The organism is Corynebacterium sp. HMSC069E04, from assembly GCF_001813175.1.
Lineage (GTDB): Bacteria > Actinomycetota > Actinomycetes > Mycobacteriales > Mycobacteriaceae > Corynebacterium > Corynebacterium aurimucosum.
The window spans coordinates 62,518-86,928 of sequence record NZ_KV811686.1; the positions used below are offsets into that span (position 1 = coordinate 62,518).

The window sequence follows — 24,411 nt, forward strand, 5'->3', positions numbered from 1 at the left end:
GGCTTCTAGCCGCCCTGCGGTGCGACGATCCCGCGCAGCACCTCCTCCAGCTGCGCGTTATCTCCAGTGTCCTGACTGTGAAAGCGCGCGGAGTTGATATCCTGCCGCCGTAACCAGCGCGTCAAAGAACACCGTCTGTGTGCGGGTATTCCCTTCCCTAAAGCTGTGCACCACATTGAGCTCACCCCACAGCTCCGCCAGCTTGGCTACGAAATCATCAAACCCTAGACCACGCAGAAAATTGTCCTTCGCAAGCCCCGCAAACAGCTTCTCTGCTGCCTTCGTCATTTCCGGTCCCGCCGGGTAGTAGGCATGCCCAGCCTTAATCATGAACTGGTCTGTAGGGGCAGTTCGCTCTTCACCCGCCCATTCATACACATCCTGAAAAAGATGTCGATGTATGGCCTTGAAATGCGCATAATCAAAAGCACCTTCCACAGGTGCCGAGTCCAACTCGGTCATCCGAAGAAATACAAGCTTTTCTTCCAAGATCCGTAGTTCTTCTGCGTCATCTAACCCCAAGCGATTCTTCAGAACCTTGGTCCCTGGAATGAAATAGTTCTCCCAGCCCCCGCTCATGTTTCTCCCCCGCGCTCTACTTCAGCGAAGCACGCCGTACACGAGCGATTGCTTCGTCGGCAGATAGTGTCCCTGCGGCTATCTCGCGGCCTAGCTGGCGCACGTACTCATCAGTCACATCGTGGCCTGCTAAACGTAACGCAGCATCACTCAACGCTAACGGATCACGGCCGCTACTACTGCTGCTTTCAATTTGAATAGGCTCCGACATTGCTGCCCTCCCGAGTTTTCAACTACATTTTCTCTCATTTTAGCAGCTCATAACACTAATCCCAAGGGCGTTTCCCATCACTAGGACAACGTTCAGGGCGTGCATTTTGCTAAACTTCATCAATAAGTTTTAACTATTGTCTAGCCGCCCAATGTAAGGAGCTCGCCGCCCAGCAATGCTTTCCATCGACGCCGATTATGGGCATTCCACGCCCCTTGGACACCTTGAGAAGGACTTCGCCCCAGGCCGCATCTATGGCCTCGCTGGGCCCAACGGTTCCGGTAAATCCACGTTGCTGGCCACGCTCGGCGGAGAGCTTGCCCCTCTCGATGGATCAGTGGAGTGGGACGGACATCCTATCGGCACGAAGAAACAGCCGGGTGCTGTGATTACGGTGGCCGAGCCGGTTTTCCTCCCCGACCTCACTGTGGGCGAGCACCTGGACTTGATGGGGAAGGCGGCAGGGGTGGACGTCGCCAAGCTCTGCGAACTCTGGGCGCTTGAGCGTCTCCTTCCGCACCCAGCCTCGCGCCTGTCCTCGGGCCAGCGCCAGCGCGTCTTTCTAGCTGCGCAGCTGTACCAGCCGGCGCGTGCTTTACTTATCGACGAGCCCGAGCGCCACCTTGACACCGCCTGGACTAAGTTCCTGACAGGTGAGTTGCGCTACCTAGCCGACGAAGAGAATCGCTGCATCGTCGTGGCCTCACATTCCGACACCATCACCCAGGCATGCGACGAGGTGGTGCAGCTGTGATGCGCGCTCTATCTCGACTGGGCGACGGTATCTGGTACCTCATTCTCGCCGGCATCGTCATCGGCTTCGGTTACACAGGATGGCAAGAAGTCGGCGCCGTCGCGCCTGCCATCCCGGCGCGCATCGCGCTAACTAGCGTCGCCCCGATTGCCGCCGTCGTGGGACTGCTCGCGCTCATGGTGCTCACCGAGGTTCTCTATCCCCTGCGCGCATTATCGCGGGAGCGTTGGGTGTACGTTGATCGCCCGCGCGGCCGGCTCCGCGGCACGGACTGGATCACGTGGGCGCAGCTGGTCGGCTTCGGAGTCTTGGGACTCGGCATCTGCCTGTCCACCGGGCTATCCCCGTGGTTCGCGCTAGCAGTCCCGGCCCTACGTTTCGTCGTGGGGTGGCGCTCGTTCACGCTGGCTTCGCTACTCAGCGCTGGGCGCACGCGCCTGGTCGGCGGTTCTGGCCTAAGCCTTCTCGATTCGGAAGTCACCTCTGATGCCATTGCGAGCCAATCCGCGTGGATTCCTCGTCGCGCCCATGCGCCATCGACGTTAATGAGTCTCTTCTTCCGTCGTTTGGGACGACGGTGGTACATCGGCGTCGGTGCGCTCGCGGCCCTCGGCTTGTCGTTGGGGTTCGCCCCACAGTTCGGGGCGCTGGCCATCGTCGGTTTCATGTCTGCGTGGAGCATCGTCGGCGCGGCGGTTGGGCGCGCCGCCTCCTTTGCCCGCGTCAACGACGATGCATGGCCCGACTGGGGCCTTCCCCTTATAGCTTCTGTGGGCACGGCACTCCTTGGTGCCGGTATCCTCCTCTTGGTGTGGAATCTTTCCGCCATCGCAGTGGCGCTCATCATCGCCGGTCTTAGCTGGGCGTCGTTTAAGCGTTCCCGCCCGGCACGGGTAGACAGCATGTCCATGCTGGATAGCGGCGGTTTCGGTGTCTCCTTCTCCCCCGAGGTGCTGCACTACATTGCCCGCGGCGCCCTCGGTTTTGGCGTGGCGGCCCTTGCGCTGGGGTATTAGCCGAGGCTAGTCTTTCGGGCATGAAGATTTTTTCCTAATTCGACGTCACTCTTTTACGCGACTTACTCGAAGGTGGATTTCTTCATGCCTATTTCTTTTTCTCATCTCACCGTCATTTGGGCCGACGGCACCCCCTGTTTCACGGACCTCAGCGGCGCGTTTTCTTCCCACTTCACGGGCTTGGTTGGTGCGAATGGCTCCGGAAAATCAACGCTAGCCAAGGTACTTGCTGGCCTCATTGCTCCGACTTCGGGAACGGTATCCGCGGGCTCAGTCATCTATGTCGACCAAGACCTAGGCCTCCACACGTCTGACACCATCGCCGATGTCTTTGGCGCAACAGAGATCCTCAGCGCCATTGACCGCATTGAGGCTGGCGAATACTCAGACGACCTCGCCGCCGCTGTTGGTGAGCAGTGGGATGTGGCAGAGCGCATCGAAGCGACTCTCGACGCCGCAGGTATCCCCTTCCCGCTAGATCGCACTATAGGGACTTTGTCCGGTGGTGAAGCCGTCACGGTGGCACTGACCGCCGCTTTCTTTCGCAAGCCGGATTTCCTGATCCTCGACGAGCCCACCAATAACCTGGACTCCTCATCACGCCAGCGCCTGCTCGAGCTCATTCGCACCGCGCCGATGCCGGTTCTCGTTGTCTCACATGACCGCGAACTCCTCGAGCACGCGGACAGCATTGCGGAGCTCTACCACGGAACGCTGCGCGAGTTCGAGGGAAACTACTCCTCTTACCGCGCAGCGATTGATGCCGAGCAGGATTCCGCGCAGGCCAAGGTCAGGGAAACCAAGGCCAACCACCGCAAACAGATCCGCGAGCGCGCCGCTATGCAGACCCGCATTGCCCGCGATGCCCGCCGCGGCAAGAACTTCTCCAACTCGAAGCGCAAACCCGGCATGGCCATGGGCAATGACAAGAACCGTTCCGAGCGCTCCGCCGCTGGGCGTTCTCAACAGGCCAACGATGCAGTGTCTGCCGCCCAGTCGGCGCACGACAAGGCACAGCGCGCGCTTCGCGACGACACCCATGTCCACATCGACCTCCCCGGCACAGAGCTGCCCGCGGGCACCCGAGTGCTCGTCAGCGATCTGCTCAGCATCACTGGCCCCGAGCGCGTTCGCCTCACCGGGCCCAACGGCAGCGGCAAGACCACCTTCCTCAACCGCATTGTCCGCGGCGACGTCGAATACGCGCTGCCCTGTGGATACATCCGCCAGCGCATCGTCTTGCCTGAAGAGAAATCGGTGTTCGACATCGTGCGGGCAGCCAACCCCAGCGCAGACCCGCAGTTCCTGCGCGACCAGCTGGCCCAGATGCTCTTTATCAACGACAAGATCCACCAGCCGGTGGGACAACTCTCTGGTGGCGAGCGCTTCCGCGTCGAAATCGCCCGCGTCCTGCTCAGCGATCCAGCCCCGCGCTTCCTGCTTCTCGACGAACCAACGAACAACATCGACATCCCCACCACCGACTGGCTAATTGAGGTGCTCACCAGCTACCGCGGAGCATTCATCTTAGTCAGCCACGATGAGCACGTGTGCGAGCGGCTCAACCTGACGCGCGCTGTTCACGTGGCCCCATAAACTGAAACTTCTCTAGCGCCCATCCTCTTTTCGTTGTACAGTTTCTTGTACAAGAAGGGAGATCGCTTATGAAGACCATGTCTTACTCGGAATCGAGAGCACGGTACGCCGAAGTATTGCAGTCGGTTGTTGATGACCGCGAGGAAGTCATCATCACTCGCAATGGTCATGAGTCTGCAGTCATCGTTTCCTTCGATGACTACAACTCTCTTCGCGAAACTGCTTACCTTCTGCGTTCCCCTCGCAATGCCCAGCGCCTACTTGACTCCATTGAGAGCCTCAATACGGGGAAAGCAACGGAACACGAGCTCATTGAGGAAGATTAAGCTCCATGATTCTTTCGTGGACAGAGGAAGCATGGGAGGACTACCTCTGGTGGCAGTCTCACGACAAGAAGTTCCTCAAGAGAATCAATAACCTCATTAAGGACATTGCGCGAAACGGCAACGAAGGAATAGGAAAACCCGAACCTCTCAAATTCGAGTTGTCCGGGTTCTGGTCTCGGCGAATTACCGAAGAGCACCGACTGATCTATCGCATTAAGGGCGCGACAATTGAGATTGCTGGGTGCAGATACCACTACTAGCTAACGAGTACTTGCGCGGCAGCGCGGGCGCCGGCGATGACAGCGGGCACGCCGACTCCATCGGCCCAGGCGCCGGCGGTGGCGATACCGGGGACGTCGGCAAGCGCGGCACGCACGGCGGCAACGGTGGCCAGGTGCTTTTCGTCATAGCGGGGGATGCCGCCGAACCAGCGCTGCGTGTAGATCTCTTCCACGCCACTAGCACGGCCGTCGAAACCGGTGATCTTCTGCAGGTCATCGAGGGCATAGTCCACGAGATCATCCTCCTCCGCGCGCACGAGGGCATCATCCCCGAAGCGGCCGAAGGAGGCGCGCACGAGGAAGCCCTCGCGCTCGTTCAGGTGCGGCCACTTGTTAGAAGAGAGCGTGAAGGCCTTGGCGCGCACGTCGGGCTCGTCGGAGGCGACGAGGATGCCGGTGGCGTCGGGAAGCGCATTGCCCTCCGGATCCGTGGCGGAGGCAAAGTTGAAACCGACGACCACAGAGGAGGCCAGCTGGACGGTGGACAGCTTCTGGGCGGCCTCGGGGGCCACGGCCTTGAGCAGGCGCGCCGTCGTGGGAGCCGGGGTGGCAAAGAGCACGCGGTCGAATGGACCGATATCCCCCGGCGCGCCCTTGACCTCAAAGGCATCGCCCTTGCGCGTCACACCAGAAACAAAGGCGTCCAGGTGAATCTGCGCGCCGGACTTCTCAGCCAGGGCCTCGTAAAGCTCTGCGTAGCCGCCCTTGAAGGTGCCGAAGACGGAACCTTCGGCCGGGCTGCGGCCAGACTCGATCTGCTTGATAGCTGCCGACAGCGTGACGGGTCCTTCCTTGGCCAGTGAGTCCAGCGTGGCCGCCAGGTGCGGAACCGTGGCGCGCAGGCCCAGGTCATCGGCCGAGCAGGAGTAAACGCCACCGAGCAGCGCGGAAACCACGTGGTCTACCACGTCATCGCCATATTGCTGGCGCACGAGCTGACCCACGGAGACATCCCCGCCAATTTCCCACTCGAAGGGCTGCTCGTTGGTGATGCGCTCGTTGGTCGCCTCGGAGAAGAAGTCCTGCGGCTCAGAAGGAATACCCATGACCCCGCCCTGCGGCAGGAAGTGCAGCGCGCCACCGGTATACACGCGCGGGCGCAGCTCCGGATTGGGCTCCACGAAGGAATCCTGCAGGCCCAGCTCCGTGAAGAAGTCCACGGCGTCTTGGCGGCGGCGGATAAAGGCCTCCGCGCCCATGTCCGTGGGGCCGCCGTTGAAGGCCACGGTGTGCAGCTTGCCGCCGATGCGGTCGGCTGCTTCGAAGACAAAGATGTCGTGGGGGCCCTTCGTGTTCTGCTTGAGTTCCCATGCCGCGGTGAGGCCCGCTAGGCCCGCACCGATGATCGCGATCTTCATTTAGCCCTCCTCGTGAATGATGGCGACGGCGCGGGTAATGGCCTCCGCCTCCGTGGTCGGCAGCACGCCGTGGCCAAGGTTCCAGATGTGTCCACGCAGGTTCCCTGCCGCGCGGGCGGCATCTACTTCTGCCTTGATGGCGTGTACTTCCTTGCGCACCGCATCCTCGCCGGCGAACAGCAGAGCCGGGTCGAGGTTGCCCTGGAGAATGTCCGCGTTGACGCGGGCCGCGGCGGCATCCATGCTCACGCGGTAGTCCACGCCCATGACCTCAGAACCAGCCTCCGACATCGCGCCGAGCAGCTCGCCGGTCCCCACACCAAAGTGGATGCGCGGCACGCGGCCTTCTGCAACCTTGAGGATCTGCTCCGAATAAGGCAGCACGAACTCGCGGTAATCGCGCTCGTTGAGGTAGCCCGCCCAGGAATCGAAGAGCTGCATGGCGTCAATGCCGGCATCCAGCTGGAGCTGAAGGAAGGAGATGATCGTCGGGGTGAGGCGTTGCATGAGACGGTGCCAGGTATCCGGCTCGGAATGCATCAGAGCCTTAGTGCGCTCGTGATTCTTCGAGGGGCCGCCCTCAATGAGGTAGCTGGCCAAGGTGAAGGGCGCGCCGACGAAGCCGATGAGGGCCTGCTTGTCGGTGAGCTCGCTCAGGATGATCTCAATGCCCTGGCGTACCTCTGGCACATCAACGTCGAGGATAGGCAGGTTGGCCACGTCCTCCTTGGTGCGCACGGGTGCATCCATGACGGGGCCGCGGCCGGGGACGATCTCCACGCCGACACCCGCTGCCTTGAGCGGGACAACGATATCGCTGAACAGGATGGCGCCATCAACATCGTGGCGACGCACCGGCTGCAGGGTAATCTCCGCCAGGAGCTCCGGCATGAAACAGGAATCCAGCATGCTGATTCCCTCGCGTACCTTGCGGTACTCCGGCAAAGAGCGCCCCGCCTGGCGCATGAACCAAACGGGCGGGCGGGAGGGCGTGTGGCCAGTAGCGGCAGCAATCAGCGGCGCATCAGACAGTCGAGACATACCGTCCATTATGAATCAAAAGTTGGAGTAGGCGCCAATCAGGAGTTTTGGTCGCGGCGGGCCTTAATGAAAGCCGTCGAATCCGGGTGAAAGAGGAAGTAGATGGCCACCATGAGCGCCATCGGGATAAGCAACAAGAGCAGCCCGCCCACGCCCGCGATCAGCGCCGCAATGCTGACGAACATGATGTAAGCAGACACCGCGGTAATGATGCGACGCGCCCATATCGAGCCACTCGCCAGCTGCGCGGAGCACGCCGCAATGACGACGGCACCCACCACGTTGGAGATGGCCGTGAAACGTGTGTTGAAGCGGATATAGTCCACCTGCTCTGGGCTGAGCTGGGTGTTCGTCACCGATGTATAGGAGCCGAAGAGGCCCACCATCCCGGCGGTGAGCATGACGATTGCGGCGATGACACAGACCCAGTAGGCAATGCGCAGCTGGGAAGGCCAAGTGGAAAAGTCCTGCTCGCCCTGCTTCTTAGGGCGGCGTGGGCGACGGTTATAGTCCGCGGGGCCGGGGCGCTCGCTCATCGCTTGCCGTCCTTGCTGTCCTCTTTCTCCCTGTCCTTTTCTTTATTGTCCTTGTCCTTCTTCTCGCGCTCCTCCAGGTTTTCCTGGCGGCGCTGCTCCTCCATCTCCTTGCGCATCTGGCGCAGCTGCTCCATTTCGCCGGTGTATTCAAGTACCTCTTCCTTGGTGGAGAACATCAAGCCCATCACGGCCGCCACGCCGACGAGGATCTGCACGGCACCATCAAGCAGGAAGAGCCAATCCGGCGCGCTCGCCCCGGCGGGGCTGCTGATGAAGACGATGAGCACGCGGAGGCCAAAGTAGAGGGAGAAGGCAAACCACAGGCGCCGGCCAGTACCGGCTGCCTTGGAGTTCTTGTGTATAAAGCCCAGCATGATGCCCAACAGCACCACGATGGCGAGTGAAATCAGCGAGCTGAAGGCCACCGAGCCATAGCCCACGAGCTGTACGAGGGCATCGCTGACGTCCTGCCCGGACTTCTCCGCTGCGGACTCCGCCGTAGTGCGGGCCTGGGCAAAGAGCTCTTCCCTATTCAGCAGGGTCAGCACGATGCTCAAGACCAGGTGCACCACCTCGAGCACCAAGGCAACGGTCCACACCTTGAGCATGAGGGAGACGGCTTCGGTGCGCTTGGTCTGCTCCTTATCCGGCTCCGTATCCTGCTTCGCCGGCTTGTGTGCCGACGGCGTAGTGTTCGGGCTGAACGTCACGATTCTCCTTTTACTTGAGCAAGCGGGCGGCGTCCGTGGCGAAGTAGGTCAGGATCTGATCCGCGCCCGCGCGCTTGAACGCGGTCAAGGACTCCAGCATAACGGCCTCACCATCGATCCACCCGTTCTGGGAAGCGGCCTGAATCATCGCGTACTCGCCGGAGACCTGGTAGACAGCTACCGGCACGGAGGAGCGCTCGACAGCACCGGCCAGCACATCGATGTACGGCAGGCCAGGCTTAACCATGACGATGTCCGCGCCTTCCTCGATGTCCAGGTCTACCTCCAGCATGGACTCACGGAAATTGCGCGGGTCCTGCTGGTAGGTACGGCGGTCGCCCTCCAGGGAGGAACCCACGGCATCGCGGAAGGGGCCGAAGAAGGCCGAGGCGTACTTGGCCGAGTAGGCCATGATCGCAACATCCTCGTGGCCGGCTTCATCGAGAGCCTCACGGATGGCGGCAATCTGTCCATCCATCATGCCGGACGGGCTGACCATGTGTGCTCCAGCGCGGGCCTGGGAGCGGGCCATGTCCTGGTAGAGCTCCACGGTTTCATCGTTGAGCACGCGGCCTTGATCATCGACCACGCCGCAGTGGCCGTGGGAGGTGAATTCATCGAGGCAGGTATCCGCCATGACAATGAGGTCATCGCCGAATTCCTGGCGCAGCTCCGCAATCGCCACGTTGAGGATGCCCTGTGGGTCCCAGGCCACGGAGCCGGTCGCGTCCTTGTCTTCCTCACGCGGCACGCCGAAGAGGTCAACGCAGGTCACGCCCGCATCGAGAGCCTCGTGCGCGGCACGCTTGAGGGAATCCAGGCTGTGCTGCTGCACGCCCGGCATGGAGGGGATGTCACGGGGTTCGTTCAGACCGTCGACCACGAACATCGGGAGGATGAGGTCGGAGGGGCGCAGCGACGTTTCCGCAACCAAATCCCGAAAAGCCGGGTTCTGACGTAGGCGGCGGGGGCGGCGAGCAATGCTCATGAGTAAAAACTCTCCTTTGAGCTACGAGAAAATTGAACTACCTTCCCGACTCTAGTCGCCCCTTACCTGCCCGCCCAGAAGCGGTCTACGCCGTCTTCTTGCGCGAGCGGCGCTTCTTGCGCGGAGCTGGCAGGTTGCCGGCAGCACGCAGGGCGGCGACGTGGTCAGCGAGGGCGTCGACAAGCATCGGCACATCCGCGACCTCCGGGACCACGTCCACGCGCAGGCCCACCTCCTCAGCCGCCGCCTTGGTGGAGGGGCCAATGCAGGCGATGATGGTGCGGGCATGCGGCTTGCCCGCAATGCCGACGAGGTTGCGCACCGTCGACGGCGAGGTAAAGGCAACGGCGTCGAAGCCGCCAGTCTTGATCATGTCGCGGATCTCCGCGGCCGGCGGGGCCGCACGGACGGTGCGGTAGGCCACGACATCATCGACTTCCCAGCCCAAGTCCAGCAGGCCCGTCACCAGCGCCTCGCCGGCGATATCGGCGCGCGGCAGCAGTACACGCCCCACGGCGTCGATATCCTCAACGTAGTTGGGGAAGACCTCCACGAGGCCCTCGGCGTTCTGCTTCGTCGCCGGCGGCAAAAGCTCCGGGACCATGCCTTTGGCGCGAATAGCATCGGCGGTCTTCTGCCCCACCGCAGCGAGGTGCACGCCGGCGAAGTCGCGAGCATCGAGGCCGAGCTCCGCGATCTTCTTCCACACCGCGCTCACCGCATTGACGGAGGTGAACACGACCCACTTGTAGCGGCCCTCGACAATACCCTTGATGGCGCGATCCATCTGCGCCGGGTTGCGCGGCGGCTCCACGGAAATAGTGGGCACCGACTGCGGGATGGCGCCGTGGCCAGCCAGTCGGGCGCTCATCGCTGCGGCCTGCTCCTTCGTGCGCGGCACCAGCACGCGCCAACCATAGAGCGAACGGTTCTCCCACCAGGAATACTTCGAGCGATCATCAAAGCTGCGCCCCAGCGTGACCACGAGCTCGCCCGGCAGCTCAGCGTCAAGCTTGCCGAGTGTTCCCAGCGTGGTCTCGTGCGTGCGCTGCAGGCGCGTGGTGCCGTGGACGGTGACGTATGCTTCCGTCTCCGCGGGCATCCCGCGCTCCACCAGCTCGGCGGAAATAACCGGCAGGTCATCTGCCGTAGCCTGCAAAACCAGCGGCTGCGTCGCGGTGGCCAGCGCATCCCAGTCCGCGCCTTCCGTGATGTCGGCCTCAGTATAGGTCGCACCGAGAGCAATGCCTGCGAAGGAGGGAACCGTCGAAGGCAGAGACATACCCGGGACCACCTGGAATTCCATGCCCGCATTGGCCACGGCGGTGATCTCCGCCTTGATGGACTCACGGTTGAGCGGGTTACCGGTAACCAGACGGATCACGTCGTGCCCCTCAGCGCGCTCGAGCGCGTTACGCAGTTGCTTGACGACGTCCCCCTCGACCTCCTCAAAGACCGCTGCCGTCGGCGGTGCCGGGCGCGGCGGTTTGCGGCGTGCGCCCGCTTCCTTGGCGGCGGCGCAGATGCGCTCGTACTCTTCCTCGGCGGCGTCGAGAAGCTCCTGCGGAACCGGCACCTGCTGCGCCACCATGTCACGCACGCCCTGCGAGACCCCCGGGTCGGTAACGACGTTGGCGGTCGTCTCCAGAACCTCGCGGGCGCGAACGGTCAGCAGGTCGGGATTACCTGGTCCGGCACCGACGAAGACGACTTTGCCCAGATCAGACTTACCCAGCTCAGGCTGGGTATCCGGAACGGCATTGCTCATAAGGTTCTTTTCTAGTTTGTGGATTCCGAGTGCCCCGGCGCCACCGCTGTGGCAGGCGCGGGAGTGGAGACAAGAAAGCCCCTCACTCGCGAGTTAAGGGGGCCTAAATCATTGCTCTCAATGATCGTGTGCTAGATACACACTAAAGGAAAAGGCCCCAAAGCAAAAATTACGTGCGGTTATTCCGCTGCCAGCACATCCGCAGCGCCCTGAGCGAAGAGCTCCTTGGAGACTGCACGTCCCAATTCTTCTGCCTCGCTTGCCGAGCCCTGGGCCTGAGCGATGAGCTGACGGGAGCCGTCGAGGGCGAAGACACCGCCGCGAACGACCAGCTGCTCGCCTTCCCAGTGGGAAGTGGCAGCGACCGGCGCGGTGCAACCGGCCTCCAGCTGGGAGAGCACGGTGCGCTCGGCGCGAGTGGCGGCGGTGGCGGGGGCGTCGGCAAGCAGAGCAATGGCCTTCGCTGCCTCAGTTCCCTTGACAGCCTCGATGGCCAACGCGCCCTGCGCGGGTGCGGGCATGAAGACCTCCGGATCGAAAACCTCGGTGGCGCGATCAGCATAGCCCGCGCGCACGAGGCCAGCGTAGGCCAGGAGGACGGCGTCGAGCTCGCCGCTGGTGACCTTGCCCATGCGGGTATCGATGTTGCCGCGCAGCGGACGGATGTCCAGGTCCGGGCGCATAGCGCGCAGCTGACTGATGCGCCGCGGCGCGGAGGTACCCACACGTGCGCCCTCCGGCAGCTCCTTGAGGGTCAGACCATCGCGGGCGATGAGCGCCTCACGGACGTCCTGGCGCTGCGGCACCACGAGGTCGAAACGCTCGTCGGCAGCCGTGGGCAGGTCCTTAAAGGAGTGCACTGCGATCTCACACTCGCCGCGGTCGACGGCCTCACGCAGGGCCTGCGTAAACACACCCACGCCGATGCGCTCCACAGGAGCCATGTTGACGTCACCCTGCGTAGTAACGATGTGCAGCTCGGCCTCATAGCCTTCCTGCTGCAACCACTCCTGCACGTGGCCCGACTGAGTAGTGGCTAAGAGGGATCCTCGGGTACCGATCTTCAACATCTATGCGTCCTTTTCTTCCTTAGTACTTTCCGCGGCTTCCATCTGCGCGGCATCCGGCAGATCTGCCATGTCTACCGCTACGCCGCTGCCCTCCAGGTGGAGTCCAAAGAGTTCCTGCAACGCGGTCTCATGGCTTACGGTGCCAGAGTTAGCTGCGAGCTGCTTCGCACGAACCGTGGGCTCGTGGAGCAGCTTATCCGCAACGCGCTTGAGCGCGCGATTGATATCTCCCATCTGGCGCTCGTCCAACTCGGGGTGCTTCTGCTCCATCCGCGCCACCTCGCACTGGACCAGGTTTGCCGCCCGCTTGCGCAGTGCCGATACGGCCGGGACGACGTCGCGGACGCGCTGCTCGGAAGCATAGGCTTCCAGTTCTTCACTGACGATGCGCCGCGCCTGCGCGTGTGGGCTGCTACCCGCTGCCAGATCGGTATCGGCCGCCTGCAGCGAGTTATTGAGACGTTCGATATTGACCAGGTCGACTCCCTCGGCTTCTGCCACGGCGTCATCAATATCGCGTGGCAGGGACAGGTCCACGAGCATGAGTTCGCGGTCGGCCACGTGATAGCGCTCGACGTCGGTCGCCGTAATAGTGAAGTCCTGGGCTCCGGTGGCGGAGATCGCCACGTCCACATCGCGCAGGGCTTGGGCGCGTTCCGAGTATTCAATAACGTCTGCGTACACGCCCGCCTCATGGGCGTGCTGCGCCACGCGCTCAGCGCGGGCAATGGTGCGGTTCGCAATAATCAGGTGCGCACCCAGGCGCCCCGCGTGCGTTGCCGCCAGCGAGGCCATTGCACCTGCACCCAAGATGAGCACGCGCTTGCCCGCGAGATCTTCCCTGCCCATGCGGCTCAGCGCCTGATCAAAAGCAAAGGAGACCATGGAGGAGCCCGCCTCATCGATCTCAGTTTCGGAATGCACCCGCTTGCCGGTACGCAGCGCGGACTGTGCCAGCGCGTGGATGCGCGGGCCGACGGTTCCTTGCTCCGAAGCAAACTGGTAGGCGGTGCGCACCTGGCCGATGATTTGCTGCTCACCCACCACCATCGAGTCCAAGCCGGAGGCCACCATCATGAGGTGCTCGGCGGCGGCGTCGGCATAGCGCACATAAAGATAGGAGCGCAGCTTCTCCTCCTCCACCCCGGAGACTTCAGCGAGGTTGCGCACGACATCCTGGACGCCCGTGTGGAAAGAGCTCGTGACGGTATAAACCTCGAGGCGGTTACAGGTGGAGATAATCATCGCCTCGGTCAACGAGCCTGCCGATACCATGGCCCGGCAGGTGTCATTCTGCACGGTCTCGTCCATGCTAGCTTTTCCAGCAGCGCCACCGGCGCCGACTGATGCGACATGCCCACGACGAGCACACTCATGCACTACCCTCCAGTTTTGCATCATCCCTTTGGATGACATAGATCATCCAAAAGACTACTAGTTTTCAGCTCGTTTCCGAAACTCGCGGGAGTCCCCGAGGAAAGCTACTCCACCAACGCCTGCGCTAGCTCCTCATTGTCCACTTCCCAGCAGGAGAACTCCTCGCCATCAATCACCACAACGGGGACGCGATCACCATATTCCATGGCCAGCTCCGCATCCTCATCGACGTTGCGCACTTTAAGCTCTGCCCCAGCCTGCCGGACCACCGGGGTAATCTGCTCCAGAACGCGCGCGCAGGAGCCGCACGTGGTACGCACCATCAGCTCGACGACGTGAGACATTAAGAACTCCTCGATAGGACGTAGAACGGTTCGCGGTTTACTATGGACACGTTAGTCTTCCCGCCTTATGAAAGCTGAACGCGTGCCTCTCCCGCTCCCTCCTGGTATGCCCGATTCTCCCCGTGAGTTCCTTGCCAATTGGACCGCAAGCAGGGGAAACTTGCGTAATTTCCTGGAGCAGCAGGCTTTCGCCCCGCTGGGTGAAGAGCACCAGAGGGCGGCCGGTGAGGCGTCGGCAGCCGCGGCGGTAGAGCACCTCTTCGGCATCGACCTGGATGCTTTTTCTTCTGGTGTGGACTCCGTTCGGGGCTCCTTCGAATCCGCCGGCGCGCGCTCCATCACTGAGCCCGACCCAGACATCCCCCAGGACACCGGCGCTGCCGCCTTCTTCGACGTGGATAACACCTTGGTCCAAGGGTCCTCGCTCGTGTCTTTTGCCTTGGGCCTCGCGCGGCGTCGCTACTTCAAGCTCTCAGAGATCCTGCCCATCGCCTGGAAGCAGCTAAAATTCCGGATTTCCGGTTCGGAGAACGCCGCCGACGTGGCCGCAGGGCGCGTGCAAGCGCTCGAGTTTGTCAAGGGCCGCTCAGTGGAGGAAATGGTGGCTTTGTGCGAGAGCATCGTGGACCAATCCATGGCCCGCAAGGCCTACCCGGGCACGAAGCAGCTGGCGCAAATGCACCTCGACGCTGGCCAGCAGGTATGGCTGGTCACGGCCACCCCCGTGCAGCTGGCGCAGATTCTGGCGCAGCGTTTCGGTTTCACGGGCGCGCTCGGCACCGTGGCGGAGGTCAAAGATGGCCGCTTCACCGGCCGCCTCGTGGGCGATATCCTCCACGGGCCGGGTAAGAAGCACGCCGTGGCGGCGCTCGCCACACTGGAGAACCTCGATCTTGAGCGCTGTACCGCCTACTCCGACAGCGCCAACGATGTCCCGATGCTTTCCATGGTGGGAACCCCCGTGGCCATTAATCCGGATTCCAAGCTGCGCGATATTGCAGAGGAAAAAGGCTGGCTCATCCGCGACTACCGCTCCGTGCGCAAGGCCGTGCGCGCTTATGGCCTCCCCGCGCTAGCCACCGCGCTCTTCTCCTATGGCAGCTGGCGCTTCGTGCGCCGCTAACTGCTGCTCTGCGCCTTGGTGCGCAGCATGTCCATGCACATGACCGCACCAATCAGCCCGGCATGCTGTTGTGGGTCGAGCCCCGGCGCAATGCTGAGGCGGTACGTATTCTTCCCAGCGAGGAACCGGCCCACGCCCGCCCACTCATTGCGAACTTCCGCTAGAGGCTGGCCTTGGCTAGTAATCGTGATATTCCAATCCCAGACATCGCCTTCAATCTCGATCTCCGGGAAGCCCTCCATTTCCAAGCTCAGGCGCGTCTTCAGGAGGGAGAACTTTTTAGTTACGACCGCCATGGGCTTCTCGACGCCCGGCAGGTACACCTCATAGGTATCCCGCACGAAGTTCGGCGGATCCTTAATCACCATGAGCGGCTGCTGCGGATTGCCCTGTTCATCAGTGAAGGCGACTTCGAGGCTGCGGGAGGAGTTGAAGAACATGTCCTTCAGGCTCGTCGACTGCAGAATCGTCCCGACGGGCACGCCTTGTTCATCGGCGATCAGGAATTCATCCTGCATGAAGGACTTGGTCTGTGAGATAACCAGGCTGTCAAGAGTGAGGAGTCGAGGCAACATAGTTCGCCATTTTACGTACGTGATGGGCTCCTGTGGGGCCAGAAGGATGACACTCCCCCGCCTAGTTTATAGAGGCAAATATACACCCCATAACACCCACTCAACTATTAGCATAGACGCAGGTCAGAATAGATGTCCGAAGCGTGTTTTATAGTTCTGTTAGAACATAGAATCGAGATAGAAGCTTAGAGGACATCGTGAATACTGCTACCCAAACCGCCTACTTTTCCCATATGAATCCTGACTGCGCCCTCGCTGTGGAGCGCAGCGCCGCCCGCCGCGCAGACTACCGCTCTTGGGTAGCTGCCATGCCAGACCTCGATGAGGATTTTGATGTCGCGTGCCAGAGGCTCGTCGCCAAGCTTGGCGTCGGCGACTATACCGTGAGCGAATGCTGCCTGGCCGTGCACCGACTCACGGAGCTCCCGCAGGTCAAGGCGTTACAGGACAGCCAGTTCCTGCTGGATATGAAGGCCCTCATCACTATTGACCGCACCCTGACAAAGCTGGGCGCGTTGCCGCCAGAAACGCTCGCGCTTATCGACGATGCCCTGATCACCTTCTTCACCCCCACCTCCCCGAATCAGGTCTTTCCCACCCCAGCGCAGATTGGGCGCAAACTACGCGATATTTGCAAGAGTATTGACAAGACTTTTAGCTTTCGCAATTCCCCGCAGAAAGAGACGTATACCTTCACCGATACTGGCCAGCGCGGCATCCTTGAGCTCAATACCGATAGCGCCACGGGCATGATTCTGGATAGCTACATCAAACAAGCGGCAAAGGAGAACGGACTCTCACAGGCTGATGCCCTGAAAAAGCTCATCGCCGGTAGTATCTCGCCGCCGGCGACTGTCATTCTGCACACCTACCAAGCCAGCGATATCGATGACGCCCCCACCTTCGTCCAAGGCCATGGGTGGACGTCACAGGACATGCCTGTCACGCGCACGCGCGACCTCTCCTCGCAGCCACCGGAATCGCGCAGCTACATCGCCTCGGAGCTCATCCGCACATACGTGGAAGGCCGGGATGGCACCTGCCGCGCTCCGGGGTGCAACCGGCCGGCCTACCTGTGCCAGATGGACCACCGCGTCAACTACGCCGACGGCGGCGCCACGCACCCACGCAACCTGGCCAGTTTGTGCCAGCACCACCACAATATGAAGACTGATGGGCGCGCGCACTACATCATGGACCCGCACACCGGGGACATCGTGTGGCTCTACGAAGACGGGACCTGGGCTATGACGGAGCCGACTGGCCCGCTGGCACAGAAGACGAAGCGTTGGGCACAAACAGTGGCCCAAAAGATTTCGGCCACCCGCGAGCGCGCCCAGCAAGAAGCTAAGGAAGCACAGGCCGCTGCCGAGGAACCCCGTACCCCGACCTCCCCGCAGGAGGACATTCCGTTCTAAGCGGCTTCGTCGTCTGAAACGACGGCGCAGTCATCCGAAACGGCGGGAAGGAGAAAAGATAACAGAAACTCCCCGCCACGATCCTGAAAGGACCATGCGGGGAGTTGCAGGCGAAGCTTTACTTGCCCAGCTTGCGACGCTGAACGCGGGTGCGACGCAGCATCTTGCGGTGCTTCTTCTTGGACATGCGCTTGCGGCGCTTCTTGATGACAGAACCCATAGTAGGTTTCCTCACTTTCGGTATCAGTACGTACGTAAACCGGCCGGCAACGCCTGGAATGAAACCACACACGGTGCACTCGTGGCGGCCCCTGCGAAACAGGGAGACACAGGCATACCAGTGCCGAAACGAATGTTCACTATCTTACCTAGCGGCCTGCCCAGCACCAAAACTAAGGGCAGCGCCCACCGCCGCGGACCGCGAGTGGTCCGCAGTGGTGGGCGCTGCCAGAAAGAGGTGAACGCTAGGCTCCGTATACGGAGGCCTCAAGGTATTCCTTGACGGCAGATTCGTGGACGCGGAAGGAGCGTCCCACGCGCACGGCCGGCATGTCACCTGCATGAACCAACCTGTACACCGTCATCTTGGAGACACGCATGATCTCCGCAACTTCGGCGATGGTCAGGAAAGTTCCCTTATCTTCATTCGTCATAGTTTATTTAACCCTTCAGCACGTGACGCGCTGTAGGCTTCCCCTCCCACAGGACTATCACGCACGCGCTCCTGCCAGCTTAGCGTGAAACGTGTGACTAATGCGACCCAAGAGCTAATTTTTTCCTCTTTCGCACCGCTGTTCCCCATCAAGCCCGTGTGACAACATATGCCACAGGGCTACCAGAACGGCGGGAAATTTTAAGCAAGTTCCTGCGCACGCTGGGTGCATGCTTCGGCGGCACGGAAGAACGCGCCCCGCAGGCCAGACTCCTCGAGTTCACGAAGGGCGGCAGCAGTGGTTCCCCCCGGGGAGGTTACCCCTGCGCGCAAAGCCACCGGATCCTTGCCGGATTCAGCCAGCATGGTGCCCGCGCCTTGGGCGGTGCGGGTGGCTAGCTTTTCGGCGACGTCACGGGTGAGGCCGAGCTGCACACCGGCGTCGATCAGCGCTTCGGTGACAAGGAAGTAATACGCGGGAGCAGAGCCTGCCAGTGCGGTGGCGGCGTCGATGTGCTTCTCCTCAATGACAGCAACCTCGCCGACGGCTTCCAGAAGCTTGACCACGCCAGCCTGTTGCTCTTCGGTGACGTGGGAACCACCCGCGCAGGTGCACATGCCCTTGCCCACCAACATGGGGGTGTTCGGCATGACGCGGACGACTGGCACGCCCTCGCCGGTGGCCTTCTCCAACGTCTCGAGGGTCAGGCCGGCAGCCATGGACACAACCACGGCCGTCTTGGGGATGTCGAGGCCTTCAAGGAGCTCCTCGATGGCATAGGGCTTCACGCACGCGAAGATGTATTCCGCGCCGTCGATAGCCGCAGCATTATCGCTCGTGACCGACACGCCATAGGCGCTCTTTAGCTCCTCGCTGCGCTCGGAACGACGGTTGGTCACCACGATGTCCGCGGCGTCATAGCCCGCATTCACCAGCCCGGAAACTAGGGCTTCGCCGATTTGTCCTCCACCAAGTACTGCAATTTTTGTCATGCTATCCAGGGTGCCAGAAAGGCTAGGATGCGGCCACCAGGTCAAGGCTGTGCACGCAGGCTGACCCCGCGCATGCAAAAGGCATCTGCCAGAAGGCGTTTTCTGCTCTGAAAACGTCCTTTGCAAAGGGTAAAAGGCGTTTTCAGGGGCAAAGATACCTTTTAACAGATGCCTTGTGACAGATGCCTTATGAGAAGGTGTCCTATGGAGCTGGTTCTTACATCACCACGAGGAGCGGGCCGAAGGTCAGCACCAAGCCGGCCACGGCTGCGAGGAACATGGAGAGGCCATCGCGGCTGGTACGCAGTGCGTGGACGATGCCAACGATGACACCGGTGACAACTACACCAAGCACCAGGACAACGAGGCGGTCGAAGCGATCCCAGAGGATCTCAAAGCCCTTGAACACGATGGCGCCGAGCACGATGCCCACGAGGGCGAGCAGGACGACGGCGAAGGGGTTGAGCTTGCCTTCGTCTTCCTCGTCGTAGTCCTCGTCATACTCGTCAACGTCCTCATCGACTGCCTCGAGCTCACCCGTGGTGAAGGTGTCCTCGGCGGCGTCCTGCGGCTTCTCATCGACCGGTGCGGCGGTCTTTACCTCAGGCTTCTCTGGCTCGTCCTTGACCTTTTGGATGACGCGGGTGTCATCATCAGAAGGCTGGGAAGGCTTGGACTCGGACTCCGCGGGCTTCTCCACAGGAACGGCAGCGGCCTGGGGCTTGTCCACCTTCTGGGCTGCTTCCTGCTTGGGGGCTTCCTTCTTCGGAGTCTCTTCCTTGGACTCCTTCTTGGTCTCCTTCTTCGGAGCAGGAATCACCGGGGCCGTCTCATCGATGGAGACGTTCGAGTGCTTTGCCTCAGCCGGGGTTGCCTTCACCTTTTCGAGATTGCCGGTCAGCTCCGCAACTGAGATGCCGCCTTCATCGAGGCTCCGGCGACGGCGGCGCGGGGTCTTCTCCTCGCCGGGTCGGTCCTTCGCGTTACGGGCCAGCAGCTCCGCAACTGTCAACTGTTTCTTGTCAGCCACGTTTCTTTCCTATTCCAGTCCCTTATCGGTACGGCGCAAAATAACACCTTCTCGGAGAGCCCAGGGGCAGATCTCCAGCTTTTCGATTCCCAGGGCACGCATGCTCGCCTCCGCCACTAAAGCACCGGCGACGATCTGATGCGATCGGGTAGAACTTACACCCTCAAGGTCCGCCCTGTCAGCTGCAGTCATACGGGAGATGAAGGAAATCAGCTGACGCAAACCCGGCGCCGTAAGGGTGCGTTTGACGTAGGGACCCGCAGACGAGGGCGCAGCACCGGTCAAACGGGCCAGCGTGCGGAATGTTTTCGAGGTTCCCACGGCCAATCCCGCAGGGCCCAGGGCGCGCATCTTATCGGCCACGCCGACCAGTTCCGCGTCAATGTAATCCCGCAGCAAATTTACCTTGGACTTCTGCGGAGGATCGGTATCAAACCAATTATGAGTCAGGCGGCCAGCTCCCAAGTCGAGGGAGAAAGCCATTTCCGGATGCTCATCGGTACCGGTGGACAGCTCCAGCGAACCGCCACCGATATCGAGGTTGGTGATGCGGCCAGCGGACCAGCCATACCACCGGCGGGCGGCGAGGAAGGTCAAACGCGCTTCCTCCTCGCCCGACAAGATTTCTAGGCGGACGCCGGTTTGCTTCTCAACTTCATCGAGAACCTTGGCCGAGTTCGTGGCCGAGCGCACGGCGGAGGTAGCAAAAGCCATGAATTCATCACAACCCAGCTTCTGGCCCAGCTCAGCGGCCTCACTCACGGCGGAGATGAGCTTCTTCATGCCCTTCTCGTGGATGTTGCCGTCCTTGTCTAGCTGTTCCACCAGACGCAGCGGGGTCTTCCAATCGCTCATCGGCGAAGGCCGCCCACCGGTTGCGGCGTCGACCGCAACGAGGTGGACGGTATTACTTCCGACGTCTAATACACCTAATCGCACGCCTCTAGAGTAGTAGGTCTACCGTGGGTAGGTGTGAATCGCCCGAAATCAAATGAAGTTTACCTGGGTTTTCCCGCCTCCTCCCCGGCGGCGGCGTCCATCTTGGCCGGCCGCGAAAAGGCCCCCGATTTTCCTAGAGAGTGGTTTGAATTTACGGATCCAAACGATCCACTCCACGTCTTTTCCATCGACCTGACCTGGCTCGAATCGCACTATGCCTGCCAGTTTGGGACGGAGAGGTGCCACGGCATCGATAAGCAGCAGCCCGATGTCGGCTGCTGCGTGCACGGCGCCTACATGGCTGATGAGACGGATCGGGAGCAGCTTCGCGACGCCGTCGCGCGCATGCCCGCCCGCTTCTGGCAGCACCGCCCTGCGGGGGTAGATGAGTTCCTGGAACACGGAGAACCTGAGGAGTTGGAGCCCTGGCTGGAGTGGGATGAGCTCGACGGCGATGATGGCGAGCCGGAGCCGGCCCTGAAGACGCCGCTTGTCGACGGCGCCTGCATCTTCGCCAACCGCGCCGGCTGGCCCACGGGCGCGGGCTGCGCTATCCACCAATGGGCGCTCGAGGCGGGTGAGGAACTCACCGTGGTCAAGCCCGAGGTGTGCTGGCAGCTGCCGATTCGCCGGCACGAGGACTATGAGGAGCGCCCCGACGGGGAGGAAATCCTGCGCACCACTATCGGCGAATATGACCGCCGCGGGTGGGGTAACGGCGGAGAGGACTTTGATTGGTATTGCTCGGCAGATCCCTCCTGCCACATCGCGGAAGAACCGCTGTGGAAGTCGCAGAAAACCGAGCTGATCGCGCTACTCGGAGAGGAGTGCTACGACATCCTGGCCACACACTGCGAGGCCCGGGCACGGTCCGGAGTCGAGTTCCCGCGGCACCCGGCTGACCCCCGCGTTTAAGCCTCGAACTTATAGCCCAGGCCGCGCACCGTCACGAGCTGCTGTGGGCGGGAAGGTTCGGCCTCAATCTTGGAGCGGAGGCGCTTGACGTGAACATCGAGGGTCTTGGTATCGCCCACATAATCCGCTCCCCAGATGCGGTCAATGAGTTGGCCGCGAGTCAGTACACGTCCGGCGTTGCGCAGTAGGTATTCGAGGAGGTCAAACTCCTTGAGCGGCATGGATACCGGCTCGCCGGCCACGAGAACGGTGTGGCGCTCCACATCCATGCGCACGCGGCCGCCTTCCAGGATTTGCTCGTCGGGCTCCTCCTCAGCGTGCTCGGAGGAGACATCTTGGCCACGGCGCAGCACAGCGCGGATGCGGGCGATGAGCTCGCGGGAGGAATAAGGCTTAGTCACATAGTCATCCGCGCCGAGCTCCAGGCCCACAACCTTGTCAATCTCCGAGTCGCGCGCGGTCACCATAATCACCGGCACAGAAGACGTCGTGCGCAATTGCTTGCAGACGTCCGTTCCAGACATTCCCGGCAGCATGAGGTCCAGCAGGACGATGTCTACGTTATGTGCCGCAAACTGTTCGAGCGCGCTGGGCCCGTCGGGGGCAAGGAGAACGTCGAATCCCTCCTTTCGGAGGAGGAAGGCGAGGGGATCGGCCAGCGACTCTTCATCTTCAACGATGAGGATGGTGGTCATTGCGCTTTATCCTTTCGACGAGCTGCTACACGCGCCACAGCGCGCTGCAAACCAGGGGCGGCAGAGCTGACGGCTCCGTCTTCTATATTATCCCGGTTAATAAGATTATCCGCTGGCTTCTCTTCGGCGTATATAGGGAGCTCGATAGTAAACGTCGAGCCAGTTCCGGGGCGTGACCACAGCTTGATATTGCCGCCGTGATTAGCCACGACGTGCTTCACAATGGCCAAGCCAAGGCCAGTCCCGCCGGTCTGCCTGGAGCGTGCCTTATCCACGCGGAAGAAGCGCTCAAATACCCGCTTCTGGTCTTCCGGAGCAATGCCGATGCCGCGGTCCGTGACTCGGATGTGCACGACCTTCCCGCCGACGACCTTCTGCGTCACCGATACCGGAAGCTCATCCGGCGAATAGTGGATGGCGTTGGAGATCAAGTTTGAGATCGCCGTAACCAGGAGGGATTTATCTCCCATGACGTGAACACCTGCGGATTCGCCGCGGGTGAGCTGGTTGTGGTGGGAATCGGCGGCGAGCTGGTTGCGGGTGATGGCCTCATCGATGACGTCATCGAGGTCAAGCGGCTCCATCTCTGGCAGCGCCTCCGCACCCTGCAGCTTGGACAGGGAAATGAGCTCGCTGACCATCTCGGCCATGCGAGCGGCTTCCTTTTGCACCCTGCTGCCGAAGTACTCGACATGCTCGGGATCCCCCGTGTCTTCGAGGAGGGCCTCGGCTAACAGGGCGATGCCGCCGACTGGGGTCTTCAGTTCGTGCGACACGTTAGCCACGAAGTCACGGCGGGCAGATTCCATGCGCACCGATTCGGACTCGTCGGTGCCGTAGACGATGACGAAGCGATCGTCGTTCAGCGTCAGCGGCTGAACCACCGCGCGTACCTGAATCACGCGGTTACCCGTGCGCCGCTTGGGAATGGCAAGGTCCAGCGTTCGAGTCTCCTTATCGTCGAAGACCTCCTCCGCGACCTTCCAAATATCGGGGTTCACGGCACGGTCGTGCACCATCGACATTTGATGGGACGCAGGGTTGGAAAAGATGACCTCTTTGTCGCGCGAGAGCACCGTCATACCGGCCGGCGAGCCCGCCACGGCGAGATGCAGGACCTGGCTCACACTGGTGACCTGGTTGGCGTCCGCATCGCGGACGCGGCGGCGCTCCATGCGTTCACGGAACCGAGCCAGCACCGGAATGGCCAGACCACAGGCCACCACGCCGGCAAGAAAAGCTAAAACCAGTTCCACAATCATTCACGCCCCTACAAAGAATCCCCAAGGAGTATATGCTCCCTGGGGATTGTGCGCAGCACGCAGCTTGCTCGGTGTTTAGTTCTTTCCACCCTGAGCGGCCACGGCGGCAGCGCCGGCAGCAGCAGCTTCCGGATCGAGGTAGGTGCCGCCCGGGTTCACCACGGAGCCGTCCTCGGTGATCTCGTAGACCAGCGGGATACCAGTTGGAATATTAAGGCCGGCAATCTCCTCATCGGAGATCTGATCCAGGTGCTTGACCAGCGCGCGCAGGGAGTTGCCGTGTGCGGCGATGAGAACGGTCTCACCCTTCTTGGCGCGCGGGAGGATCTCCTCCTCGAAATAAGGAACGAAGCGCTCGACGACATCCTTCAGGCACTCGGTACGCGGAACCTGATCCAGGTTGGCGTAGCGCGGGTCACCGGCCTGGGAGTACTCGGCGCCATCCTCCAGCTCCGGCGGCGGGGTGCCGTAAGAACGGCGCCATGCCATGAACTGCTCCTCACCGTACTTATCCTTGGTCTCTGCCTTGTTGAGGCCCTGCAGGGCGCCGTAGTGGCGCTCGTTGAGGCGCCAGTCGCGCACGACCGGGATCCAGTGGCGGTCCGCAGCGTTGAGCGCAATATTGGCGGTGCGGATGGCACGGCGCAGCAGGGAGGTGTAGACGATATTCGGCAAGATGCCCTGTTCCTTGAGCAGCTCGCCGCCACGCTTGGCCTCGCCCTCACCCTTGGCGGTGAGGTTGACATCAACCCAACCGGTGAACTGGTTGGACTCGTTCCATTCGGACTGTCCGTGTCGAAGTAGAATCAGCTTTCCGTTACTCATAAACACCAGCATGCCACGTTTTTCGACAG

At 61.6% G+C, this 24,411-nt stretch carries 26 protein-coding genes and 1 pseudogene; 8 read left to right on the top strand and 19 right to left on the bottom strand.

Annotated elements, in window-relative coordinates; genetic code table 11:
* Positions 1-57: 57 nt before the first annotated feature.
* Positions 58-579 (bottom strand): Fic/DOC family protein, encoded by a 522-nt coding sequence (locus HMPREF2896_RS07925; RefSeq protein ID WP_210388760.1) that lies wholly within the window; start codon positions 577-579, stop codon positions 58-60.
* 386 nt (positions 580-965) lie between these two features.
* On the opposite strand from HMPREF2896_RS07925, the gene HMPREF2896_RS07930 reads away from it, so the two are divergent.
* The 5 genes from HMPREF2896_RS07930 to HMPREF2896_RS07950 all read left to right on the top strand — a co-directional run bounded on the left by HMPREF2896_RS07930 (position 966) and on the right by HMPREF2896_RS07950 (position 4,742).
* Complete coding sequence (locus HMPREF2896_RS07930; RefSeq protein WP_070718986.1) at positions 966-1,544, top strand: ABC transporter ATP-binding protein; 579 nt, start codon at positions 966-968, stop codon at positions 1,542-1,544.
* The gene (locus HMPREF2896_RS07935) at positions 1,544-2,560 is read left to right on the top strand and encodes an ABC transporter permease (protein ID WP_070718988.1); all 1,017 of its coding nucleotides are present in this window, start codon (positions 1,544-1,546) and stop codon (positions 2,558-2,560) included. Before HMPREF2896_RS07930 ends, HMPREF2896_RS07935 begins: the two co-directional genes overlap by 1 nt.
* Before the next feature lie 84 nt (positions 2,561-2,644).
* Entirely contained in the window at positions 2,645-4,156 is a 1,512-nt protein-coding gene (locus HMPREF2896_RS07940) for an ABC-F family ATP-binding cassette domain-containing protein (RefSeq protein ID WP_070718990.1), read from the top strand.
* A gap of 68 nt (positions 4,157-4,224) precedes the next feature.
* Positions 4,225-4,482 (top strand): type II toxin-antitoxin system Phd/YefM family antitoxin, encoded by a 258-nt coding sequence (locus HMPREF2896_RS07945; protein ID WP_070645790.1) that lies wholly within the window; start codon positions 4,225-4,227, stop codon positions 4,480-4,482.
* 5 nt (positions 4,483-4,487) lie between these two features.
* Positions 4,488-4,742: a Txe/YoeB family addiction module toxin gene (locus HMPREF2896_RS07950; RefSeq protein WP_070645789.1), complete on the top strand. Its 255-nt coding sequence runs from the start codon at positions 4,488-4,490 to the stop codon at positions 4,740-4,742.
* Here HMPREF2896_RS07950 and HMPREF2896_RS07955 read toward each other — a convergent pair.
* The 9 genes and pseudogenes from HMPREF2896_RS07955 to HMPREF2896_RS07995 form a co-directional block, all read right to left on the bottom strand.
* Positions 4,739-6,121, bottom strand: coding sequence for a protoporphyrinogen oxidase (locus HMPREF2896_RS07955; RefSeq protein ID WP_070711024.1), 1,383 nt, complete (start codon positions 6,119-6,121; stop codon positions 4,739-4,741). The genes HMPREF2896_RS07950 and HMPREF2896_RS07955 overlap by 4 nt on opposite strands.
* Positions 6,122-7,162, bottom strand: a complete 1,041-nt coding sequence (gene hemE / locus HMPREF2896_RS07960) for a uroporphyrinogen decarboxylase (RefSeq protein WP_070718993.1) — start codon at positions 7,160-7,162, stop codon at positions 6,122-6,124. It lies immediately after the preceding gene.
* Between the two features lie 38 nt (positions 7,163-7,200).
* A complete protein-coding gene (locus tag HMPREF2896_RS07965; protein WP_070645786.1) occupies positions 7,201-7,698 on the bottom strand; it encodes a tellurium resistance protein TerC in 498 nt (165 codons plus the stop codon).
* Positions 7,695-8,408, bottom strand: coding sequence for a hypothetical protein (locus HMPREF2896_RS07970; RefSeq protein WP_070718997.1), 714 nt, complete (start codon positions 8,406-8,408; stop codon positions 7,695-7,697). The genes HMPREF2896_RS07965 and HMPREF2896_RS07970 overlap by 4 nt, the downstream gene beginning before the upstream one ends.
* Before the next feature lie 10 nt (positions 8,409-8,418).
* A complete protein-coding gene (gene hemB, locus HMPREF2896_RS07975; protein ID WP_070645783.1) occupies positions 8,419-9,396 on the bottom strand; it encodes a porphobilinogen synthase in 978 nt (325 codons plus the stop codon).
* An 85-nt stretch (positions 9,397-9,481) separates the two neighbouring features.
* Entirely contained in the window at positions 9,482-11,164 is a 1,683-nt protein-coding gene (locus HMPREF2896_RS07980; protein WP_070447915.1) for a bifunctional uroporphyrinogen-III C-methyltransferase/uroporphyrinogen-III synthase, read from the bottom strand.
* 179 nt (positions 11,165-11,343) lie between these two features.
* Entirely contained in the window at positions 11,344-12,234 is an 891-nt protein-coding gene (gene hemC / locus HMPREF2896_RS07985) for a hydroxymethylbilane synthase (protein WP_070718999.1), read from the bottom strand.
* Positions 12,235-13,610, bottom strand: a pseudogene (locus tag HMPREF2896_RS07990) (glutamyl-tRNA reductase).
* Positions 13,611-13,715: 105 nt separating this feature from the next.
* Complete coding sequence (locus HMPREF2896_RS07995) at positions 13,716-13,955, bottom strand: glutaredoxin family protein (RefSeq protein ID WP_070447908.1); 240 nt, start codon at positions 13,953-13,955, stop codon at positions 13,716-13,718.
* A 106-nt stretch (positions 13,956-14,061) separates the two neighbouring features.
* Between HMPREF2896_RS07995 and HMPREF2896_RS08000 the strand changes: the two genes are divergently transcribed.
* Positions 14,062-15,078 carry an HAD-IB family hydrolase gene (locus HMPREF2896_RS08000; protein ID WP_070711021.1) on the top strand — a complete coding sequence of 339 codons (1,017 nt, stop codon included), beginning with the start codon at positions 14,062-14,064 and terminating at the stop codon, positions 15,076-15,078.
* Here HMPREF2896_RS08000 and HMPREF2896_RS08005 read toward each other — a convergent pair.
* Positions 15,075-15,653, bottom strand: a complete 579-nt coding sequence (locus HMPREF2896_RS08005; RefSeq protein WP_070719002.1) for an LURP-one-related/scramblase family protein — start codon at positions 15,651-15,653, stop codon at positions 15,075-15,077. The two genes, HMPREF2896_RS08000 and HMPREF2896_RS08005, sit on opposite strands and share 4 nt — an antisense overlap.
* A 197-nt stretch (positions 15,654-15,850) precedes the next feature.
* On the opposite strand from HMPREF2896_RS08005, the gene HMPREF2896_RS08010 reads away from it, so the two are divergent.
* Positions 15,851-17,071, top strand: a complete 1,221-nt coding sequence (locus HMPREF2896_RS08010; protein ID WP_083311469.1) for an HNH endonuclease signature motif containing protein — start codon at positions 15,851-15,853, stop codon at positions 17,069-17,071.
* A 118-nt stretch (positions 17,072-17,189) separates the two neighbouring features.
* Here HMPREF2896_RS08010 and HMPREF2896_RS12450 read toward each other — a convergent pair whose 3' ends face one another.
* The 5 genes from HMPREF2896_RS12450 to HMPREF2896_RS08030 all read right to left on the bottom strand — a co-directional run bounded on the left by HMPREF2896_RS12450 (position 17,190) and on the right by HMPREF2896_RS08030 (position 20,685).
* On the bottom strand, positions 17,190-17,291 hold the full coding sequence (locus HMPREF2896_RS12450) for a 30S ribosomal protein bS22 (protein ID WP_003855542.1): 102 nt from the start codon (positions 17,289-17,291) through the stop codon (positions 17,190-17,192).
* A 244-nt stretch (positions 17,292-17,535) separates the two neighbouring features.
* The gene (locus tag HMPREF2896_RS08015) at positions 17,536-17,724 is read right to left on the bottom strand and encodes a helix-turn-helix domain-containing protein (protein ID WP_010189818.1); all 189 of its coding nucleotides are present in this window, start codon (positions 17,722-17,724) and stop codon (positions 17,536-17,538) included.
* Positions 17,725-17,924: 200 nt separating this feature from the next.
* Positions 17,925-18,716 (bottom strand): pyrroline-5-carboxylate reductase, encoded by a 792-nt coding sequence (gene proC, locus HMPREF2896_RS08020; protein WP_070719005.1) that lies wholly within the window; start codon positions 18,714-18,716, stop codon positions 17,925-17,927.
* 217 nt (positions 18,717-18,933) lie between these two features.
* Positions 18,934-19,746, bottom strand: coding sequence for a hypothetical protein (locus tag HMPREF2896_RS08025; RefSeq protein ID WP_070443938.1), 813 nt, complete (start codon positions 19,744-19,746; stop codon positions 18,934-18,936).
* 9 nt (positions 19,747-19,755) lie between these two features.
* Positions 19,756-20,685 (bottom strand): Ppx/GppA family phosphatase, encoded by a 930-nt coding sequence (locus tag HMPREF2896_RS08030; protein WP_083311470.1) that lies wholly within the window; start codon positions 20,683-20,685, stop codon positions 19,756-19,758.
* Between the two features lie 33 nt (positions 20,686-20,718).
* Between HMPREF2896_RS08030 and HMPREF2896_RS08035 the strand changes: the two genes are divergently transcribed.
* Positions 20,719-21,600 carry a DUF3109 family protein gene (locus HMPREF2896_RS08035; protein WP_070443944.1) on the top strand — a complete coding sequence of 294 codons (882 nt, stop codon included), beginning with the start codon at positions 20,719-20,721 and terminating at the stop codon, positions 21,598-21,600.
* On the opposite strand, the gene HMPREF2896_RS08040 is transcribed toward HMPREF2896_RS08035, so the two are convergent.
* The 3 genes from HMPREF2896_RS08040 to HMPREF2896_RS08050 all read right to left on the bottom strand — a co-directional run bounded on the left by HMPREF2896_RS08040 (position 21,597) and on the right by HMPREF2896_RS08050 (position 24,382).
* Positions 21,597-22,295 carry a response regulator transcription factor gene (locus HMPREF2896_RS08040; RefSeq protein WP_070443947.1) on the bottom strand — a complete coding sequence of 233 codons (699 nt, stop codon included), beginning with the start codon at positions 22,293-22,295 and terminating at the stop codon, positions 21,597-21,599. The two genes, HMPREF2896_RS08035 and HMPREF2896_RS08040, sit on opposite strands and share 4 nt — an antisense overlap.
* On the bottom strand, positions 22,292-23,557 hold the full coding sequence (locus tag HMPREF2896_RS08045) for a sensor histidine kinase (RefSeq protein ID WP_070443950.1): 1,266 nt from the start codon (positions 23,555-23,557) through the stop codon (positions 22,292-22,294). The genes HMPREF2896_RS08040 and HMPREF2896_RS08045 overlap by 4 nt, the downstream gene beginning before the upstream one ends.
* Positions 23,558-23,632: 75 nt before the next feature.
* Entirely contained in the window at positions 23,633-24,382 is a 750-nt protein-coding gene (locus HMPREF2896_RS08050; protein ID WP_070645831.1) for a phosphoglyceromutase, read from the bottom strand.
* Between the last annotated feature and the right edge of the window lie 29 nt (positions 24,383-24,411).

Excerpts from the sequence above, each read along its gene's own strand:
- HMPREF2896_RS08050 (WP_070645831.1), bottom strand. The coding sequence starts at position 24,382 with ATGAGTAACGGAAAGCTGATTCTACTTCGACACGGACAGTCCGAATGG.
- HMPREF2896_RS07940 (WP_070718990.1), top strand. The coding sequence starts at position 2,645 with ATGCCTATTTCTTTTTCTCATCTCACCGTCATTTGGGCCGACGGCACC.
- HMPREF2896_RS08000 (WP_070711021.1), top strand. The coding sequence starts at position 14,062 with ATGCCCGATTCTCCCCGTGAGTTCCTTGCCAATTGGACCGCAAGCAGG.
- HMPREF2896_RS07965 (WP_070645786.1), bottom strand. The coding sequence starts at position 7,698 with ATGAGCGAGCGCCCCGGCCCCGCGGACTATAACCGTCGCCCACGCCGC.
- HMPREF2896_RS07955 (WP_070711024.1), bottom strand. The coding sequence starts at position 6,121 with ATGAAGATCGCGATCATCGGTGCGGGCCTAGCGGGCCTCACCGCGGCA.
- HMPREF2896_RS07935 (WP_070718988.1), top strand. The coding sequence starts at position 1,544 with ATGCGCGCTCTATCTCGACTGGGCGACGGTATCTGGTACCTCATTCTC.
- hemE (WP_070718993.1), bottom strand. The coding sequence starts at position 7,162 with ATGTCTCGACTGTCTGATGCGCCGCTGATTGCTGCCGCTACTGGCCAC.
- HMPREF2896_RS08040 (WP_070443947.1), bottom strand. The coding sequence starts at position 22,295 with ATGACCACCATCCTCATCGTTGAAGATGAAGAGTCGCTGGCCGATCCC.
- HMPREF2896_RS07995 (WP_070447908.1), bottom strand. The coding sequence starts at position 13,955 with ATGTCTCACGTCGTCGAGCTGATGGTGCGTACCACGTGCGGCTCCTGC.
- hemB (WP_070645783.1), bottom strand. The coding sequence starts at position 9,396 with ATGAGCATTGCTCGCCGCCCCCGCCGCCTACGTCAGAACCCGGCTTTT.
- proC (WP_070719005.1), bottom strand. The coding sequence starts at position 18,716 with ATGACAAAAATTGCAGTACTTGGTGGAGGACAAATCGGCGAAGCCCTA.
- HMPREF2896_RS07930 (WP_070718986.1), top strand. The coding sequence starts at position 966 with ATGCTTTCCATCGACGCCGATTATGGGCATTCCACGCCCCTTGGACAC.
- HMPREF2896_RS08015 (WP_010189818.1), bottom strand. The coding sequence starts at position 17,724 with ATGACGAATGAAGATAAGGGAACTTTCCTGACCATCGCCGAAGTTGCG.
- hemC (WP_070718999.1), bottom strand. The coding sequence starts at position 12,234 with ATGTTGAAGATCGGTACCCGAGGATCCCTCTTAGCCACTACTCAGTCG.
- HMPREF2896_RS08045 (WP_070443950.1), bottom strand. The coding sequence starts at position 23,557 with ATGATTGTGGAACTGGTTTTAGCTTTTCTTGCCGGCGTGGTGGCCTGT.
- HMPREF2896_RS07925 (WP_210388760.1), bottom strand. The coding sequence starts at position 579 with ATGAGCGGGGGCTGGGAGAACTATTTCATTCCAGGGACCAAGGTTCTG.
- HMPREF2896_RS12450 (WP_003855542.1), bottom strand. The coding sequence starts at position 17,291 with ATGGGTTCTGTCATCAAGAAGCGCCGCAAGCGCATGTCCAAGAAGAAG.
- HMPREF2896_RS08005 (WP_070719002.1), bottom strand. The coding sequence starts at position 15,653 with ATGTTGCCTCGACTCCTCACTCTTGACAGCCTGGTTATCTCACAGACC.
- HMPREF2896_RS07945 (WP_070645790.1), top strand. The coding sequence starts at position 4,225 with ATGAAGACCATGTCTTACTCGGAATCGAGAGCACGGTACGCCGAAGTA.
- HMPREF2896_RS07950 (WP_070645789.1), top strand. The coding sequence starts at position 4,488 with ATGATTCTTTCGTGGACAGAGGAAGCATGGGAGGACTACCTCTGGTGG.
- HMPREF2896_RS07980 (WP_070447915.1), bottom strand. The coding sequence starts at position 11,164 with ATGAGCAATGCCGTTCCGGATACCCAGCCTGAGCTGGGTAAGTCTGAT.